The sequence below is a fragment of the Tissierella creatinophila DSM 6911 genome (genome assembly GCF_001940565.1).
GTDB classification, from domain to species: domain Bacteria; phylum Bacillota; class Clostridia; order Tissierellales; family Tissierellaceae; genus Tissierella_A; species Tissierella_A creatinophila.
This window is the reverse complement of sequence record NZ_LTDM01000006.1, coordinates 1-16,209: the sequence shown is the minus strand read 5'-3', so window position 1 is coordinate 16,209 and position 16,209 is coordinate 1. Positions and strand designations below refer to the sequence as shown.

19 protein-coding genes are annotated in these 16,209 nt (G+C 29.8%); 16 read left to right on the top strand and 3 right to left on the bottom strand.

From position 1 onward, the window contains the following. The first annotated feature begins 18 nt into the window (after window positions 1-18). Genes tsaE through tsaD form a run of 4 tightly spaced genes read left to right on the top strand, consistent with a single transcriptional unit; the run spans window position 19 to window position 2,698 of the window. Window positions 19-477 (top strand): tRNA (adenosine(37)-N6)-threonylcarbamoyltransferase complex ATPase subunit type 1 TsaE, encoded by a 459-nt coding sequence (gene tsaE, locus TICRE_RS02360; RefSeq protein WP_084191762.1) that lies wholly within the window; start codon window positions 19-21, stop codon window positions 475-477. Then, window positions 474-1,169 carry a tRNA (adenosine(37)-N6)-threonylcarbamoyltransferase complex dimerization subunit type 1 TsaB gene (gene tsaB / locus TICRE_RS02355; protein ID WP_075724747.1) on the top strand — a complete coding sequence of 232 codons (696 nt, stop codon included), beginning with the start codon at window positions 474-476 and terminating at the stop codon, window positions 1,167-1,169. Before tsaE ends, tsaB begins: the two co-directional genes overlap by 4 nt. 35 nt (window positions 1,170-1,204) lie before the next feature. Continuing rightward, window positions 1,205-1,663 carry a ribosomal protein S18-alanine N-acetyltransferase gene (gene rimI / locus TICRE_RS13600; RefSeq protein WP_143583018.1) on the top strand — a complete coding sequence of 153 codons (459 nt, stop codon included), beginning with the start codon at window positions 1,205-1,207 and terminating at the stop codon, window positions 1,661-1,663. 24 nt (window positions 1,664-1,687) lie between these two features. Further along, complete coding sequence (gene tsaD / locus TICRE_RS02350; RefSeq protein WP_143583016.1) at window positions 1,688-2,698, top strand: tRNA (adenosine(37)-N6)-threonylcarbamoyltransferase complex transferase subunit TsaD; 1,011 nt, start codon at window positions 1,688-1,690, stop codon at window positions 2,696-2,698. A 163-nt stretch (window positions 2,699-2,861) separates the two neighbouring features. On the opposite strand, the gene TICRE_RS02345 is transcribed toward tsaD, so the two are convergent. Beyond that, the gene (locus tag TICRE_RS02345) at window positions 2,862-4,772 is read right to left on the bottom strand and encodes an ABC-F family ATP-binding cassette domain-containing protein (RefSeq protein ID WP_075724745.1); all 1,911 of its coding nucleotides are present in this window, start codon (window positions 4,770-4,772) and stop codon (window positions 2,862-2,864) included. Between the two features lie 63 nt (window positions 4,773-4,835). Further along, complete coding sequence (locus TICRE_RS02340; protein WP_075724743.1) at window positions 4,836-5,048, bottom strand: hypothetical protein; 213 nt, start codon at window positions 5,046-5,048, stop codon at window positions 4,836-4,838. 141 nt (window positions 5,049-5,189) lie between these two features. On the opposite strand from TICRE_RS02340, the gene TICRE_RS02335 reads away from it, so the two are divergent. The 6 genes from TICRE_RS02335 (at window position 5,190) to TICRE_RS02310 (ending at window position 10,527) form a co-directional block, all read left to right on the top strand. Further along, window positions 5,190-5,822, top strand: a complete 633-nt coding sequence (locus TICRE_RS02335) for a redox-sensing transcriptional repressor Rex (RefSeq protein ID WP_075724741.1) — start codon at window positions 5,190-5,192, stop codon at window positions 5,820-5,822. Between the two features lie 70 nt (window positions 5,823-5,892). Beyond that, on the top strand, window positions 5,893-6,789 hold the full coding sequence (locus tag TICRE_RS02330; RefSeq protein ID WP_269843970.1) for a DNA-3-methyladenine glycosylase family protein: 897 nt from the start codon (window positions 5,893-5,895) through the stop codon (window positions 6,787-6,789). Window positions 6,790-6,802: 13 nt separating this feature from the next. Then, window positions 6,803-7,492 carry a DUF554 domain-containing protein gene (locus tag TICRE_RS02325; protein WP_075724739.1) on the top strand — a complete coding sequence of 230 codons (690 nt, stop codon included), beginning with the start codon at window positions 6,803-6,805 and terminating at the stop codon, window positions 7,490-7,492. 200 nt (window positions 7,493-7,692) lie between these two features. Then, window positions 7,693-7,959: a co-chaperone GroES gene (locus TICRE_RS02320; protein WP_075724737.1), complete on the top strand. Its 267-nt coding sequence runs from the start codon at window positions 7,693-7,695 to the stop codon at window positions 7,957-7,959. Between the two features lie 111 nt (window positions 7,960-8,070). After that, window positions 8,071-9,717, top strand: coding sequence for a chaperonin GroEL (groL, locus tag TICRE_RS02315; protein WP_075724735.1), 1,647 nt, complete (start codon window positions 8,071-8,073; stop codon window positions 9,715-9,717). A 138-nt stretch (window positions 9,718-9,855) separates the two neighbouring features. Next, window positions 9,856-10,527 (top strand): MtnX-like HAD-IB family phosphatase, encoded by a 672-nt coding sequence (locus tag TICRE_RS02310; RefSeq protein ID WP_075724733.1) that lies wholly within the window; start codon window positions 9,856-9,858, stop codon window positions 10,525-10,527. A 46-nt stretch (window positions 10,528-10,573) separates the two neighbouring features. On the opposite strand, the gene TICRE_RS02305 is transcribed toward TICRE_RS02310, so the two are convergent. Beyond that, window positions 10,574-12,367 (bottom strand): MutS-related protein, encoded by a 1,794-nt coding sequence (locus TICRE_RS02305; protein WP_075724731.1) that lies wholly within the window; start codon window positions 12,365-12,367, stop codon window positions 10,574-10,576. A 188-nt stretch (window positions 12,368-12,555) separates the two neighbouring features. Between TICRE_RS02305 and TICRE_RS02300 the strand changes: the two genes are divergently transcribed. The 6 genes from TICRE_RS02300 to TICRE_RS02275 all read left to right on the top strand — a co-directional run bounded on the left by TICRE_RS02300 (window position 12,556) and on the right by TICRE_RS02275 (window position 16,086). Continuing rightward, entirely contained in the window at window positions 12,556-13,107 is a 552-nt protein-coding gene (locus TICRE_RS02300; RefSeq protein WP_075724729.1) for an RNA polymerase sigma factor, read from the top strand. Beyond that, a complete protein-coding gene (locus TICRE_RS02295; protein ID WP_075724727.1) occupies window positions 13,104-13,586 on the top strand; it encodes an anti-sigma factor in 483 nt (160 codons plus the stop codon). The genes TICRE_RS02300 and TICRE_RS02295 overlap by 4 nt, the downstream gene beginning before the upstream one ends. Next, window positions 13,587-14,360, top strand: coding sequence for a hypothetical protein (locus TICRE_RS02290; protein WP_075724725.1), 774 nt, complete (start codon window positions 13,587-13,589; stop codon window positions 14,358-14,360). After that, the gene (locus tag TICRE_RS02285) at window positions 14,350-14,682 is read left to right on the top strand and encodes a LiaI-LiaF-like domain-containing protein (RefSeq protein ID WP_075724723.1); all 333 of its coding nucleotides are present in this window, start codon (window positions 14,350-14,352) and stop codon (window positions 14,680-14,682) included. Before TICRE_RS02290 ends, TICRE_RS02285 begins: the two co-directional genes overlap by 11 nt. A 73-nt stretch (window positions 14,683-14,755) precedes the next feature. Then, complete coding sequence (locus tag TICRE_RS02280; protein WP_075724721.1) at window positions 14,756-15,301, top strand: hypothetical protein; 546 nt, start codon at window positions 14,756-14,758, stop codon at window positions 15,299-15,301. A 152-nt stretch (window positions 15,302-15,453) separates the two neighbouring features. Further along, window positions 15,454-16,086 carry a cobalamin B12-binding domain-containing protein gene (locus TICRE_RS02275; RefSeq protein WP_075724719.1) on the top strand — a complete coding sequence of 211 codons (633 nt, stop codon included), beginning with the start codon at window positions 15,454-15,456 and terminating at the stop codon, window positions 16,084-16,086. Window positions 16,087-16,209 lie beyond the last annotated feature (123 nt).

The window sequence follows — 16,209 nt, the reverse complement described above, 5'->3', positions numbered from 1 at the left end:
AATGAAAGGCTGAATAAATTGAAGATCGAGCTTAACAGTTTAAAAGATACAGAAAAACTTGGAGAAAAACTTGGAAGTCTATTAAAAAAGGGAGATATACTCTGCTTAAACGGAGACTTAGGGGCAGGCAAGACTACTCTTACAAAGTCACTAGGAGTAGGACTTGGAGTAGAGGAATATATTACAAGTCCTACATTTTCTCTTATAAATGAGTATAGAGGAAGAATGCCGGTATACCATTTTGACGTATATAGACTAGAAGGAATAGATGAATTAGATGACTTAGGATTTGATGAGTATTTTTTTGGTGAAGGAGTATGTATAATAGAATGGGCGGAAAAAATAGAAAAGATGCTTCCTAAAGATATAATTATATTGAATATAGAAAAAGGGCAAGATATAGATAAGAGAATAGTTTATATAACAGGTTCTAGTGATAGATATAAAGAGATTTTAAGAGAGTTGGGTGTAGAATGAAAGTTTTAGGAATAGATACATCGACAAAGGTAGCTACAATTGCTGTAATAGATGAAGAAAAAGTAATAGGTGAGTATTCTTTAAGTAAAGACATGAGCCATTCAGAAAAACTTATACCAATGGTAAAAGAAGTGTTAGACAATATAGAGTTAAAGATAGGAGATATAGATCTTTTTGCTGTGGGCTTAGGTCCTGGATCTTTTACTGGACTTAGGATAGGGGTAGCTACTGTAAAGAGTTTTGCCCATCTATTTGATAAGCCTATAGTAGGAGTTTCAACTTTAGAGGCTCTAGCTCATAATATGTACCTAAATAACTCTATTATAATGCCTATGCTAGATGCAAGACGTGATAGAGTATACACAGCCTTGTATAGATTTGAAGATTCTAAAATAGAGGAAATTGAAAGTTCACAAATACTAGAGATAGAGAATATAAAAGAGAAACTTGAAACTTATAGTAGTATAATAGTAAATGGTGAGGGAAGTCTTGTATATAGAGAAGAGATAAAAAAAGCATTGGGAAAAAAAGTTAAGTTTGCATCTTCTGGGCAAAATATGCCTAGAGGAGTAAGTATATGTGAACTTGCACTTGAAAAATATCATGAAGGAAAGAGAGATGATTTATTTACTCTTACACCAGATTATATAAGACCATCTCAAGCAGAAAGGGAATTGAAAGAAAAACGATAATAGAGATAGAAGTTTTTCTTAAAGGGGATAAATATATGGAGATAATTGTTAGAAAGATGGTAGAGGAAGATGTAGATAGCATTTTAGAAATTGAGAAAGAAGCATTTACAACACCATGGTCACGAGAAGCGTTTTTAACTGAAATAAAAGAAAATTTACTTGCCTATTATTTAGTAGCAGAAGTAGATGGAAAAGTAGTAGGTTATGGTGGGATATGGCTTATATTAAACGAAGGTCATATTACAAATATAGCAGTAAAAGAGGAATATAAAGGAAATGGCATTGGAAACCATATATTAGAAGGACTTATTTGTTATTGCATGAAAAATGGTATTGACAATATGACTTTAGAAGTTAGAGAGTCAAACCTGATAGCTCAAAATCTTTATAAGAAGTATAGTTTTGTAAGTTCAGGCAAAAGACCTAATTATTATTCAGATGATGGTGAAGATGCTATAATAATGTGGAGAACTAATCGAGTAGAAAATGAATAGATAAATAGATAAGAGGTGGGTACAATGGATTTATTAACACTTGCGATAGAAACTTCTTGTGATGAGACATCGGTTGCGGTTATAAAAAATGGAAGAGAGATTTTATCCAATATAATCTCTTCTCAAATAGATATTCATAAAAAATTTGGAGGAGTAGTCCCGGAAATTGCATCAAGAAAACATATTGAAAGTATAAACAATATAATTAAAGAAGCTTTAAATACTGCAGGAGTAGGATTTAAAGATATAGATTTAGTAGGGGTAACTCGTGGGCCTGGACTTGTAGGGGCGCTGCTAGTTGGTATATCTAGTGCTAAAGCGTTGGCATATGGACTAGATATACCTTTAATAGGAGTAAATCATATAGAAGGTCATATATGTGCAAATTATTTAACACATGAGAGATTAGAGCCTCCATTTACATGTTTAGTAGTCTCTGGAGGACATAGCTATCTTCTTTATGCTAAGGGGTATGTGGATTATGAACTAGTGGGTAGAACAAGAGATGATGCAGCAGGAGAGGCATTTGATAAAGTAGCTAGAGCCCTTGGAATTCCTTATCCTGGAGGACCAGTTATAGATGAGTTATCTAAAAGAGGAAATCCACATGCTATAGACTTTCCAAGGATATTTTTAGAGGATAATTCTTATGACTTTAGTTTTAGTGGACTAAAAACAGCTGTGCTTAATTATTTAAATGGTGAAAAGCAAAACAAAAGAGAAATAATAGTAGAGGATGTAGCTGCAAGTTTTCAACAAGCCGTGCTAGATGTGCTTGTGGATAAAACTTTTAGACTTGCAAGGGAAAATGATTCTAAAAAAATAGTTTTAGCTGGAGGAGTGGCTGCAAATAAAGGTCTTAGAGCTTTAGTAGAAGAGAAGGGGAAAAAAGAAGGCATAGAAATCTTCTATCCTTCTAAAATACTCTGTACTGATAATGCTGCTATGATAGGATCTGCTGCATACTTTAACTATATAAATGGCAAAGAAAGTGATCTTGGCTTTACAGTAGAGCCAAATCTAGGCTTAAACTGACAAAAAGTGATAAATATTATCCACAATTAGTTAACACTATGTTTTTTAACCATAAGTTATTATTGTGGATAATGTGGGAAAAAAGAAGGAATACGGTTAAAAGGTGGACTAGTTTGTGGATAAGTTTGTGGATGGTGTGTGTAAATATGACTTTTCAGTCTATTTACTCCTCATTCACAATTATCCACTCTTCATATAACTCTTCAAGTTCATTTTTTATAACTTCTCTTTCCTGAGATAATTCGACAATTACTTCCAAATCTTCATAAACTTCACCATCACATAGTTTTTCATCTATCTCAAGAAGCTTAGCTTCTTTTTGAGAAATAGATTCTTCTATAGAACTAATTTGTTTTTTCTTGAATTTTTTTTCTGACTCAATTTGTTTTATCTTTTTTCTATCTAGCTTAATTTGAGTTTTAGTCTTTTCTTGTGTTTCTTCTTCTGAAACAATGGATTCATTCTTCTTTTCTAGATAATAATTATAGTTTCCTAAATATTCATTTACTCCTTCTGGAGTTAGTTCTAATATTTTATTACAGACTCTATTTAAAAAATATCTATCGTGAGATATTACAAATAAGGTTCCGTTATAATCTAGAAGTGCATCTTCAAGTATTTCTTTAGAGTCTATATCTAAATGGTTTGTGGGCTCATCCATGAGTAGAAAATTTGCATTTGATAGCATTAAATCTAATAGACTAAGTCTAGCCTTTTCTCCACCACTTAAATCTTTTACTTCTTTAAATATATCATCTCCTACAAATAAGAACTGGCTAAGTATCTTTCTAATATCATAGTAATCAAGCTTTGGATTTTCATCCCAAACTTCATCTATTATAGTCTTTTGGGAGTGAAGGCGTTCCATCTCTTGATCAAAGTATCCAAAATTTACTTTATGACCTATTTTTATTTCTCCATCATCTTGTTTTAATTCTCCCAGTATTATCTTAAAGAGAGTAGTCTTTCCGATACCATTTGCTCCAATAAGCCCCACTCGTTCACCTCTATAAACTTCTAAATCTATATTTTTTAAAAGTTTAAAATCTCCAAAGCTCTTTTTTATTCCCTTTACTAATAGCACATCTCTTCCTGATTTTATCTTTGGTTCAAACTTTATACGGGTTTTAGCTTCTTCCATAGGCTTATCTAGAGTTTTAATCTTATCTAATAGCTTTTGTCTACTCTGAGCCTGTTTTATATATCTAGCTCCACCATAGTTCATAAATCTACTTACAATTTCTTCTTGTCTTTTAAGCTCTTTTTGTTGGTTTTCATATTGGTTTTTTAATATTTCTAAGTCCTTTTTCCTTCTATCCATAAACTTTGTATAATTTGAATTGTAGATTTTTATGGTCTTATTTTCTAAAAGGAATATTCTATTTACTACATTGTCTAAGAAAAACCTATCGTGGGAGATTATAAGCGTTGCACCTTTATAATCCCTTAAAAACTTCTCTAACCAACTTATAGCTTCTATATCTAAGTGATTAGTAGGTTCATCTAGTAACAATAGGTCTGGATTTTCTAATAGAAGTTTAGCAAGTGAGAGTCTTGACTTTTGACCACCACTTAATAAGTTTATATTTTTATCAAAATCTTCTTCAGTAAATCCTAAACCTATCAAAACTCCTCTTATATCTGATTTATAACCATAGCCATTTAATGATATAAACTTTTCTAACAGATCACCATATTCTTTCATATCCTTTTCTAAAACCGTGGAATGTTCATCTTCACTATTAATAGCTATTTTTTCTTCTAAGACTCTTAAGTTTTTTTCCATCTTTATAAGTTTTTCAAAAACTTCTAAACAATCTTCAAATATGCTTCTTTCACTATCTATCTTTATATGTTGTTTTAAATATCCTATCCTTACATCCTTTTGGATAAATATATCGCCTTTATCTTTTTCAAGATTTCCTGATAATATATTAAAAAGAGTAGTTTTTCCAGAGCCATTTAACCCTATCACACCTACTCTATCACCCAATTCTAAATTAAAATTTACATCTTCAAGTATTGTATCTATTACATATGTTTTTTCTAAACTTCTACATGATAGCACTGACATAAAAATCCCCCTAAATGTTAATACTATCATTGTATCAAAAAACTTTATCCAATAAAAGTAGAATTAACTTTTTAAATCTTGCTCCATAGATAAAGAAGAAAGTACTTTATCTATTAAATCTAACTCACAATATTTTCCAGTTGTAAAATGAGTACAATTTGTACATGATTCATACTCCACTGAAGAGTTGTTTTTTAAAGAAGAATTATCATCTGTCTTTTTATTATATCTCTCACAATAAATTGCTATTTTTCTAAACTGTTCTAAACTTGCCATAAATAAATCACTCCTTTTTAAATATTGTTCCAAAACAATTGATAAATATGCTAAAAATCACAAGGAGATATAATTGATTATTATTTAGCAAAGTGGTATAATAAGATTATTATGACAAAGGATGAAAGGTTGAATTATAGGATGAATAAACAAGTATCAATTACAGTAATAAGAAGAATACCTAAATACTATAGACATTTGACAGAACTTCTTGAAAAAGGTGTCAATAGAATATCATCTCAAGAATTGAGCAATCTTATAGGATTTACTGCCTCTCAAATAAGACAAGATTTAAATAATTTTGGAGGATTTGGTCAGCAAGGTTATGGATATAATGTAGAAGAACTCAGAGATGAATTAGGAAAAATATTGGGTCTTGATAGAGAATATAATGCAGTAATATCAGGAGCAGGAAATTTAGGTCATGCAATTTCTAACTACAAAGGATTTAAAGAAGCAGGATTTAATATTGTAGGTGTATTTGATAAAGATCCTGAAAATCCTAGACATTCAAATATAGAGAAATTAGATGTAAAGCCAATAGAAGAATTAGAATCATTTATAAAAAAACACAATGTAGAAATAGGTATAATAACTATATCTAAAAAATATGCCCAAGAAATAGCCGATATCTACGTAAAAGCTGGTATAAAAGGAATCTGGAACTTTGCACCTGTTGACTTAAAACTTCCTAAAAATGTAAAATTAGAAGATGTAAGACTAAGCGAAAGTCTTTACACATTGACTTACTTTATACAAGAAACTGTAGAATAATAATACCTCTAAAGTTTTAAAACTTTAGAGGTATTATTATTCATGCTAAAAGGGTATAAATACTCCCGAGGTGATTACGATAGAAAAGTATAAATTAGTAGAAGAAAAAGACAAGATAATTCTAAAGGATATAGACAATTTCAATCCCAAAGATATATTTGAATGTGGGCAAGCGTTTAGATGGTATAAGGAAAAAGACAATTCTTATACAACAGTTGCCTATGGGAAAGTATTGAATGTAAAAAAAGAAGGACGAGATGTAGTGCTTTACCCAACTGATATAAATGATTTTAATAATATATGGCTTCATTATTTTGACTTAGAAAGAAACTATACAGCTATAAAAGAGGCCTTATCTGTAGATCCTATACTAGAAGAGGCTATAGAGTTTGGACAGGGAATAAGAATATTAAATCAAGAACCATTTGAAATTGTAATATCATTTATAATCTCTGCGAACAATCAAATTCCAAGGATAAAGAAGTCTATAGAATCAATTGCACTAAATTATGGTAAAAGGATAGATACCAATTTAAATAATAGGGAGTACTATAGTTTTCCCACCCCTTGGGAGCTAGAAAATGTAGAGCTTGAAGAGTTCAACGCTTTAACAAAGGTAGGTTTTAGAGGAGAGAGAGTACTTGCTACAAGTAAAATAATTGCAAATAAGGATTTAGATCTTAATCCAATATTTCATATGACAAGGGATGAGGGCAAACTTGAACTTATGAAACTTCCAGGAGTTGGACCAAAGGTTAGTGATTGTATACTTTTATTTGCATTTAATAAGGATGAGGCTTTTCCTGTTGATGTATGGGTAAAAAGAGTTATGGAGCATTTTTATTTGAAGGAAGATACCAATGTAAAATATATAGGAGAGCATGGTAAGAGGATATTTGGAGAACTTGCAGGTTTTGCACAACAATATCTATTTTACTATGCTAGAGAAACGAAAATAGGAAGATAAAGGTGGCGGATCTATGATAGGAAGTATTGTAAATGTGTTAGCGATAATTACAGGTTCTCTTTTAGGATATTTTATGAGAAATGGAATAAAAGAGGAATATAAAGCTACTATCATCGATGGACTAGCATTATCCGTTCTAATAATGGGAATAATGTCTACTATGAAAACGGAGAATTTCTTACTTGTAATAACTAGCGTTGTAATTGGAAGTATAGTAGGGGAAATTATAGGAATAGAAAAAAAGTTAGATCGGATTGGATTTAAATTACAACAAAGGTTTGGAAAAGGGGATTCAAACTTTTCCAAGGGATTTATCACGGCTACCTTAGTGTTTTGTATAGGCGCTATGTCTATAGTGGGATCCATTGAAGCGGGACTTACTGGAAACTATAAAACTTTATTTGCAAAATCTGTAATAGATGGTGTAACATCTATTATATTTGCAAGTTCACTTGGAATTGGAGTTATATTTTCTATTTTTCCCGTATTTATCTATCAAGGAACAATAACCATTCTTTCCACAATACTAAGAGATGTATTTACTCCTACAATTATAAATGAGATGTCAGCAGTCGGAGGCGTACTTATAGCAGGGATCGCTATAAACTTAATGGGAATAAAAAAAATAAGAGTTTCCAATATGCTTCCAGCACTAATAGTACCTATAATCTATATATTAGTAAAAGGATTTGTAGGATTTTAAAGCAAATTGATGAAATTCAAAGTAAAAATGAATATTATTGACTTATTTTGGACATAAATCGCTATAGGCTTTAAATAAGATGATATTTATTACTTGAAATAGATTAGTATTTAAGGTAGTATAAACATTATAAGGATTAGCACTAAGGACACTTAATTGCTAACAAAAATAAAAAACATATAATATTAGGAGGTATAATCATGAATTTAAGACCATTAGGAGATAGAGTAGTTATCAAAAAACTTGAGGCTGAGGAAAAAACTCAAAGTGGTATAGTATTACCAAGTTCTGCTAAAGAACAACCACAAATGGCTGAAGTATTAGCTGTTGGAGCAGAAATAAAAAACGACGAAATAAAAGTTGGGGATAAAGTTATATTTTCTAAATATGCAGGAACTGAAGTTAAATTAGATGATGAAGAACTTACAATTTTAAAATTAGATGAAGTATTAGCTATAGTTGAATAAAGAAAGCTTATATTAGATGAACTTTTCTAGTATATAGTTCTTACTTATCAAGGAGCTATACAATTTTAAGCTATCAATAAATTAAAAAAATTAATTAGGAGTGATTGATAAATGGCTAAAGAAATTAAATTCGGCGAAGATGCACGTCGTTCTATGGAAATAGGAATAAATAAATTAGCAGATACTGTAAAGGTAACTCTTGGACCTAAGGGTAGAAACGCAGTACTAGATAAAAAATTTGGTGCGCCACTTATTACAAATGATGGTGTAACTATTGCGCGTGAAATAGAATTAGAAGATAAATTTGAAAATATGGGTGCACAATTATTAAAAGAAGTAGCTACAAGAACTCAAGATGTAGCAGGAGATGGTACTACAACTGCTACTTTACTTGCACAAGCTATTGTAAGAGAAGGACTTAAAAACGTAGCAGCAGGAGCAAACCCTATTATTCTTAAAAATGGACTTAATAAAGCAGTTTCAAAAGCTGTAGAAGAAATAAGAAACTTTTCAAGACAGGTAGAAACTAAGGAAGATATAGCTCAAGTTGCTTCTATTTCAGCAGGTGATGAGGAAATAGGAAACCTTATAGCAGAAGCTATGGATAGAGTAGGAAAAGATGGAGTTATTACAGTAGAGGAATCTAGATCAACTGGAACTACTTTAGAAGTAGTAGAAGGTATGCAATTTGCTAGAGGATATGTATCACCTTATATGGTAAGTGATACTGAAAAGATGGTAGCTGAAATGGATGATCCATATATCCTTTTAACTGATAAAAAGATTACAAGTATACAAGAGATACTACCTATATTAGAAAAAATAGTTCAACAAGGTAAGTCACTATTTATAATAGCTGAAGATATCGAAGGTGAAGCTATGGCAACTCTTGTAGTAAATAAATTAAGAGGCACATTTAACTGTGTAGCTGTTAAAGCACCAGGATTTGGAGATAGAAGAAAAGAAATGTTACAAGACGTAGCAATTCTTACAGGTGGTCAAGTGGTATCTGAAGATGCGGGATATGATCTAAAAGATACTACTCTAGAAATGTTAGGTAGTGCAGCAAAAGTAAAAGTTGACAAAGAAAACACTGTAATAGTAAGTGGAGCTGGAAAAAGAGAAGCAATAGAAGAGAGAATAGAGCTTCTTAGAGGACAACTTAAAACTATAGAATCAGACTTTGACTTCCAAAAGACTAAAGAAAGACTTGCTAGACTTGCAGGAGGGGTAGCAGTTGTACAAGTAGGAGCTGCAACTGAAACTGAACTAAAAGAAAAGAAACTAAGAATAGAAGATGCTTTAGCTGCAACTCGTGCTGCTGTATCAGAAGGTATAGTACCAGGAGGTGGAACTGTACTGATAGATTCTATTGAGGAAGTAACAAATCTTTTAAAAGATGCTCATGGAGATGAAAAAACTGGTATAAGTATAATAATAAGAGCACTAGAAGAGCCAGTTAGACAAATAGCTATAAACGCAGGACTTGAAGGATCTGTAATATCAGAAAAAGTAAAATCCTTAGAAAAAGGAATGGGATTTGATGCTTTAAATGGAGAATATGTAAACATGATAGAAAGAGGAATAGTAGACCCAACTCAAGTAACAAGATATGCACTTCAAAACGCTGTAAGTGTTGCTTCACTGGTTCTTACTACTGAATCAGCAGTAGCAGATATAGAAAAAGAAGACCCAATGGCTGGAATGCCTGGTGGTGGTATGGGTGGAATGAACGGCATGGGAATGCCAATGATGTAAGCTTAAAAGCTTATTAGAATTGAAATAGATATAATAATATAAAAAAGACCTTTCATAGCATCTATGAAAGGTCTTTTCGTATTGACAACAGTCTTTCTATACAATAACATTATAGTTATAAAGAAAAAGGAGATAGATATGCTATTAAAAAATATTGATTTTAATGAAATTGCAATACTTGTAGATTTTGATGGAACGATAACTACAAAGGATACAAACAATTTACTTGTTGAAGTATATGGAAACGAGACTACTGATAGACTTAAAAAGGAGTTTAGAGAGGGAAAACTTAATTTCCCAGAATACTTTCAAGGGGAAATGTCCCAGTTAAGGCTTACAGAAGATGAGTATATAAATTTTTTATTAGAGAAAGTTGAAATATCCCCTGGTTTTTTAGAGTTTTATGAAAATATAAAGGAAAAAGGAATAAGAATAGGAATTATTAGTGGTGGATTTAAAAATGGTATAATATCTTTTTTAAAAAAACATGGAATAAAAGATATCGAAATATTTTCAAATAAATTAATATTCGATGGGGACATTCCTCATATAGAATTTTTAGATGGACAAGATTTTAAATGCTGTGATAAAGGTCCTTGTGGAAATTGTAAGATCAAACATTACAATAGATATAAAAAAGATGCAGAAAAAGTAATATTTATAGGAGATGGCACTACAGATATGCCCGTTGCAGAAGTAGCAGATGTAGTATTTGCAAAAGATTCTCTGGCTAAATATTTAGATCAAAAGAGTATAGATTATATTTTCTATGAAGATTTTCGAGATATAAATAAACTAATATTTAATTAAATAAATTTAAAAAACATAAAAAAATAGAAGCCTAGACTTCTATTTTTTATTCCAATAAATCAATTCCCACAAGTTCCATCAAATGCTTTGCATTTGTAGATGTAGACTTTCCTTTTCTAATCTTATAGTCAAAGTTTATTTTTCCATCTATATAGTCTTCGCTAAAGTTATAGTTTACTATTCTCTTATGGTTATCTAGTGCACAAAGTTCTAGGTCATGGGTTGTTATAGCTCCCATAAGACTTGAATTATTTAAATTTCTAACGACATTTTTAGCTCCATATATTCTATCTTTTGAATTGGTGCCTCTAAATATCTCATCTATTAGGAAAAAAGTATTTTTATGAGTTTTACTATAATCTAGTATATCTTTAATTCTTAAAAGTTCTCCATAAAATGTAGAAATCTTATTTTTAAGGTCATCAGTTATTCTCATAGAAGTATAGATATCCATAATTGGAAGAGAAAGTTCACTACTACAAGTGGCACTTCCTGCATTAGTCAATACCATGTTTATACCTAATGTTCTTAAAAATGTAGTCTTACCAGACATATTTGAACCTGTTATTATTAAAATCTTATCGTCTATTAGTATATCATTGTAAACTCTTTCTTCTTTTTTTATAAGAGGATGACCTATTTTCTTAGCATCTATCTTAAAGTTTTTGTTATCTATTATAGGAAAAGTTAATCCATCTTCTATCTGAAGTGGAACTGCTAAACTCATAAGAGCTTCTATTTCCCCTATAGAATGTAGCCAGTTTTCTACGTTTTTACCAAAGTTATTTTTCCAAATTTCCAAGGCAAATGCACTTTGATAATCCCATAGAAACAATATATTAAAAACTATATATATAAGACCATTACTCCTTATGCTTATCATTTGAGCTATCATTTCAAGCTTTTGTATACCAGTTAAAGCAGAGACTTCTTTACCCAGTAGGTTTTCCTTTATATCCTTTAAAAGTGTAGATTTAAATTCTTCTTTTTCTATAAGACGTAATATCTCTAAATAGTCCTCTAAGCTGCTACTTAAATAACTTACTTTTTCCAAGAGTTCATTATTTTTATTCATTCCTACTAGCCAAATTATACTTTGTAGAGTAAATAGGAAAAATACTACTCTATAAAGACTTTGTATCTTTAAAATGATAATAGTGATAGATAATAAAACTGCTATTATAGGCATTATCCTTAAGATGTTTATTATCGCCTTAGAATAAGCTTTCTTACTTTCGGTAAAATACTCAATCATCTTTTGAGGATTCTTTATACTATCATCTGAAGCTTTTAACTCTAGTTTTTCACAAAACTCTAATTTATCTTTTAATTCTTCTATAGCTTCTTGTCTTGTTTTTATTTCTTCTTTTGTGTATTTAGGATCGAGTAGATCTTTAGCTAATATCTTTCTTCCATAAAATGTATGAGTTAAGTTTATAAGCTGAAAGAGGGACCTTTCACCAACTATATCCAAATCTGAAGAATATCTATGAGTCTTATCTACAAATTCTTCACCTATATCTGTAAAATGAATCCAGTCTCCGCTTATCCTATCTAAATATTTCTTATTTATAGCTATCATTTTTTTAGAATAATTCAATCTGTTTTTTACTTTTATATGAAAAATTACTAAAACTATAAAGATAGATATATTTAAAAGCAGTAAATAAAAGTGTATATCTAAGGGTTCTTTTATATATTTATAGGAAAAGTATATTATAACCATAAAAGATATAAGTCTTAGGGCACCTAGTATATTAAAAGAGCTTGTTTCTTTTTTTATAGTATCTTCTTCCCGTTTTATTATCTGTTTAAACTTTTCTTCTATCAAAATTATCATCCTCTATTTTAAAGTATAATATGGATAGTTTACCCATTTATCTATAATGCTAATACTAACAAATTTAAGAGAATCGGTCAATATAAGAAGATTTTAGTATAAAAATAAAAAAACTTAAAAAACTTTTTAAAACTTGCAGTAGTTTTATTTTTCTATGCGTTATAATTAATGAAGGAAGGAGGGGAGAGATGGAAGAAAAATTATTAATTGAAAAAGCTTCTAAGGGAGAGAAAGAAAGCTTTGAAAAAATAATAAACATATATAAAAACTATGTATTTGCAATTATCTTAAACTTTATAAAAGACTCAGAAGAAGTCCAAAACATATCCCAAGAAGTCTTTTTACAAATCTATATCTCCCTTCCTAAATTCAAAGAAGATAATTTTAAGGCCTGGATAAGTAGGATAACTACAAATAAAGCAATAGATTATTTAAGAAAGAAGCGAGCAAGAGTAAAAGAGTCACAAATTGATGAACTAGAAAATATAGATATAAAATTTTTATCAGTAGATAGAAATGAGCCAGAATCACTTTTCATAGATAAGGAAAATAGAGAAGAAATAAAAAAGAAAATAGATTCTTTACCAGAAATCTATAGATCTACTATAATAAAGTTTTATTTGGAAGAAAAGTCTTATGAAGAGATAGCCCTAGAAGATAATGTAGCTATAAAGACTGTAGAATCAAGACTATATAGGGCAAGACTAATACTAAAAGAGAATTGGAGGGATGAAAGATGACTCACTTTAGCAAAGAAGAATGGATTTTATATAAAAAGAATTTATTATCAGAAGAAGATTCAATAAAGATGGAAGATCATCTATACACTTGTGATACTTGCATGGATACATTTTTAAGTTTAATAGATAGTAAAGACTTAGACTTTGCAGGAGAAATAATCCCTTCAGATTTTACTCAAAGTGTAATGGAAAAAATAGAAGGAGTTACACCAATCTTCAAAGCTAGAAATAAACCTATAAAAAAGAAAAAGATGATGGAAAATATATTTATGTATTATATAGCAGTAGCTTCAGTTGTCCTTGTTCTTACAGCTGGAGGAGTATTTACAAAGATGGCAGAAATACCTATAGAAAATATACAGTTAGATACAACAACACCTAAGGGAGTCGAGGATATCTATGGTTTAACAGAAAAGATAACAAATAAGACAAACAGTTTTATATATAATTTTGGAATAAAAAATAGAGGAGGAAACTAAATGAGGGGCAAAAGTAAATTTATTACATTTTTATTATCGTTTATACCCGGAATGTCACACTTTTATATAGGATATGGGGATAGAGGGCTTATATATTTAATATTAACAGTTGCTATATTTGTTGGGAGCTTAGGACTTTCATTTGTATTTGGAGACGATGCGTTTATTTTAATATTCATCTTTTCATATCCAATAATATGGCTTATATCACTAATAGATGCGTTTTCTGTTATAAATAAACTTTCAATAAATGCGACACAAGAAGATCATATAGAAGGAGAGGAGAAAAAGGTGGAACCTACAAGTTTTTTAAATAAAAAAATGATAACACTAGCACTATCAATAGTACCAGGTGCAGGGCACATGTACCTAGGTCAGCAAAAGAAAGGTCTTAGCTTTATGAGTATATTTTTCTTTACTATATTTTTTATGGGATGGCTTAGACTTAACTTTTTAATATTTTTACTACCTGTAATTTGGTTTTATGTATTTTTCGATGCATTTCATTTAGTTAATGGTGAAGATACAGAAGACTTTGATATAGTAAGCTTTTTACCTAAAGTAAGCAATAGTCTTATAGGTAAGATTCTTATAGGTATTGGTATAATAATCTTCTTTAACAATATATTTTACCCAATTATCGCAGATCTTTTAGACTATAGATTTGTAAACTATATTCAAACAAGTATTGTAGCTATAATATTTATCGTTATAGGTATAAAAATGCTTAAAACTAAAAAAGAAATACTAAGAGGTGAAGAAGATGAAAACTAAAAGGGTAGGTACTCTATCTATGGCTTTCGTTCTAATATTCTTTGGAGTAATACTTCTTATATCACAGGTGAGTAAAGTTTCTGGAGTAGAACTGTTTATAAAATTTTGGCCTGTTATACTAATTATTATAGGTCTTGAGGTTTTATACTATGTATATATAAATGGAGATGACATAAAAATAAAGTATGATGTGTTTTCTATATTTATAGTTATATTTATTCTTTTAATCAATATAGGCATATATGGGCTCATGGAAATTGGAGTAATAGACCTTATAAAACTAGAAGTACAAAGAGAGATTGATAACTATCAAGATAGATAATATAATGGTATCAAATTAGTGAAAAAAGAGATATAATAATAATGATATTATAAAATAATTATAGAGGTGTAAAATGGAAAAGCAAAAACAAATTTATATTTTATTATCTCATAGTGGTTCTATACTTTCTAAACTTATCAATATATACACTAGAAAAAATTATACTCATGTATCATTAGGTCTTGATAAAGATTTAGACGAACTATATAGCTTTGGAAGACTAAGGCCTTATAACCCAGTTTTAGGAGGATTTATAAAAGAAGATATATTAAACGGAACATACAATAGATTTCCCAATACAAAATGTGCAATATATCTTCTAACCGTTACAAAATCACAATATGAAAGATTAGAGGTAGAAATAGAAAAATTTAAAAAGGAACAAGAAAAATATAGATATAATCTATTAGGCTTAGTAGGAGTAATGATAAATAGACCAGTACATAGGGAATATAGTTACTTTTGTTCACAATTTGTTTCAGAAGTACTTTCAAACAGTGGCATAAATATAATACAAAAGACTCCAAGTCTTACATGCCCGGTAGACTTTTTAGAATGTGAAGAATTAGAGATAGTTTACGAAGGTGCTCTAAAAGAATATAAATTAAAAACCTCTTAAATTTAAGAGGTTTTTTAAATTGGAAATTTAAATTCAGGGTATCTATTAACTAAATACGGTTAAGGGGCTATGGCTTAAGATGGCAGTAAAGTATGAAAATAAGTATTTATTAGAGAGCTATTATTTTCACTTTTAATTAAGGGGGGTATAAAATGGAAAACTTGTATGTTGAATTTTTAACAGCACTTAGAAAACAAGATAAAGAAACAGCTATGAAGATTTGTATGCAAGAATTAGAAAATGGAAATATAGATATAATATCACTCTATGAAAAGATACTTACAGAGGCATTAAATAGCGTTGAAGAAGAATTTGAAGATGAAGATATTCTTATCTGGCAAGAACATGTAAGAAGTGCTATTATACTAAGTATAATAGAAAACTGTTATAGATACGTCTTAAAAGAAAGAACAAAGCTAGGATTAGAGAAAAAAGGAAAAGTAATGGTACTTTGCCCAAAGTATGAAGACCATATAATAGGAGCTAGAATGGCTACAGATATCTTTACAATTGCAGGATATCAAACTACATTTATAGGAGCAGATACTCCTTGCAGGGCAGTTTTAAAGGCTATAGAAACTATAAGACCAGATATAATATCTATAAGTGTGACAAACTTTTATAATATAATAGAAACAAAGCGAACAATAGATATGATAAAAAATCACTTCAATTATGGTATAAAGTTTATACTAGGAGGAGATGCTTTTAGAAAATCAAAGGATATGTATAAAGAAATAGGTGGAGATATATACCTTGAAAGCCTTCAAGATATATTTTCATAGATAGTTGCAGAATAGAGTTTTGAAATTATCTAAGGTTATCCACAAAGGGAAATTTAATTCAATAAATAAATATGCTCGTTAATTTTGGAGAATCTAGTTATACACAGAAAAAGGGCATAGAAA

Excerpts from the sequence above, each read along its gene's own strand:
- tsaB (WP_075724747.1), top strand. The coding sequence starts at position 474 with ATGAAAGTTTTAGGAATAGATACATCGACAAAGGTAGCTACAATTGCT.
- rimI (WP_143583018.1), top strand. The coding sequence starts at position 1,205 with ATGGAGATAATTGTTAGAAAGATGGTAGAGGAAGATGTAGATAGCATT.
- tsaD (WP_143583016.1), top strand. The coding sequence starts at position 1,688 with ATGGATTTATTAACACTTGCGATAGAAACTTCTTGTGATGAGACATCG.
- TICRE_RS02345 (WP_075724745.1), bottom strand. The coding sequence starts at position 4,772 with ATGTCAGTGCTATCATGTAGAAGTTTAGAAAAAACATATGTAATAGAT.
- TICRE_RS02340 (WP_075724743.1), bottom strand. The coding sequence starts at position 5,048 with ATGGCAAGTTTAGAACAGTTTAGAAAAATAGCAATTTATTGTGAGAGA.
- TICRE_RS02335 (WP_075724741.1), top strand. The coding sequence starts at position 5,190 with ATGAATAAACAAGTATCAATTACAGTAATAAGAAGAATACCTAAATAC.
- TICRE_RS02325 (WP_075724739.1), top strand. The coding sequence starts at position 6,803 with ATGATAGGAAGTATTGTAAATGTGTTAGCGATAATTACAGGTTCTCTT.
- TICRE_RS02320 (WP_075724737.1), top strand. The coding sequence starts at position 7,693 with ATGAATTTAAGACCATTAGGAGATAGAGTAGTTATCAAAAAACTTGAG.
- groL (WP_075724735.1), top strand. The coding sequence starts at position 8,071 with ATGGCTAAAGAAATTAAATTCGGCGAAGATGCACGTCGTTCTATGGAA.
- TICRE_RS02310 (WP_075724733.1), top strand. The coding sequence starts at position 9,856 with ATGCTATTAAAAAATATTGATTTTAATGAAATTGCAATACTTGTAGAT.
- TICRE_RS02305 (WP_075724731.1), bottom strand. The coding sequence starts at position 12,367 with ATGATAATTTTGATAGAAGAAAAGTTTAAACAGATAATAAAACGGGAA.
- TICRE_RS02300 (WP_075724729.1), top strand. The coding sequence starts at position 12,556 with ATGGAAGAAAAATTATTAATTGAAAAAGCTTCTAAGGGAGAGAAAGAA.
- TICRE_RS02295 (WP_075724727.1), top strand. The coding sequence starts at position 13,104 with ATGACTCACTTTAGCAAAGAAGAATGGATTTTATATAAAAAGAATTTA.
- TICRE_RS02290 (WP_075724725.1), top strand. The coding sequence starts at position 13,587 with ATGAGGGGCAAAAGTAAATTTATTACATTTTTATTATCGTTTATACCC.
- TICRE_RS02285 (WP_075724723.1), top strand. The coding sequence starts at position 14,350 with ATGAAAACTAAAAGGGTAGGTACTCTATCTATGGCTTTCGTTCTAATA.
- TICRE_RS02280 (WP_075724721.1), top strand. The coding sequence starts at position 14,756 with ATGGAAAAGCAAAAACAAATTTATATTTTATTATCTCATAGTGGTTCT.
- TICRE_RS02275 (WP_075724719.1), top strand. The coding sequence starts at position 15,454 with ATGGAAAACTTGTATGTTGAATTTTTAACAGCACTTAGAAAACAAGAT.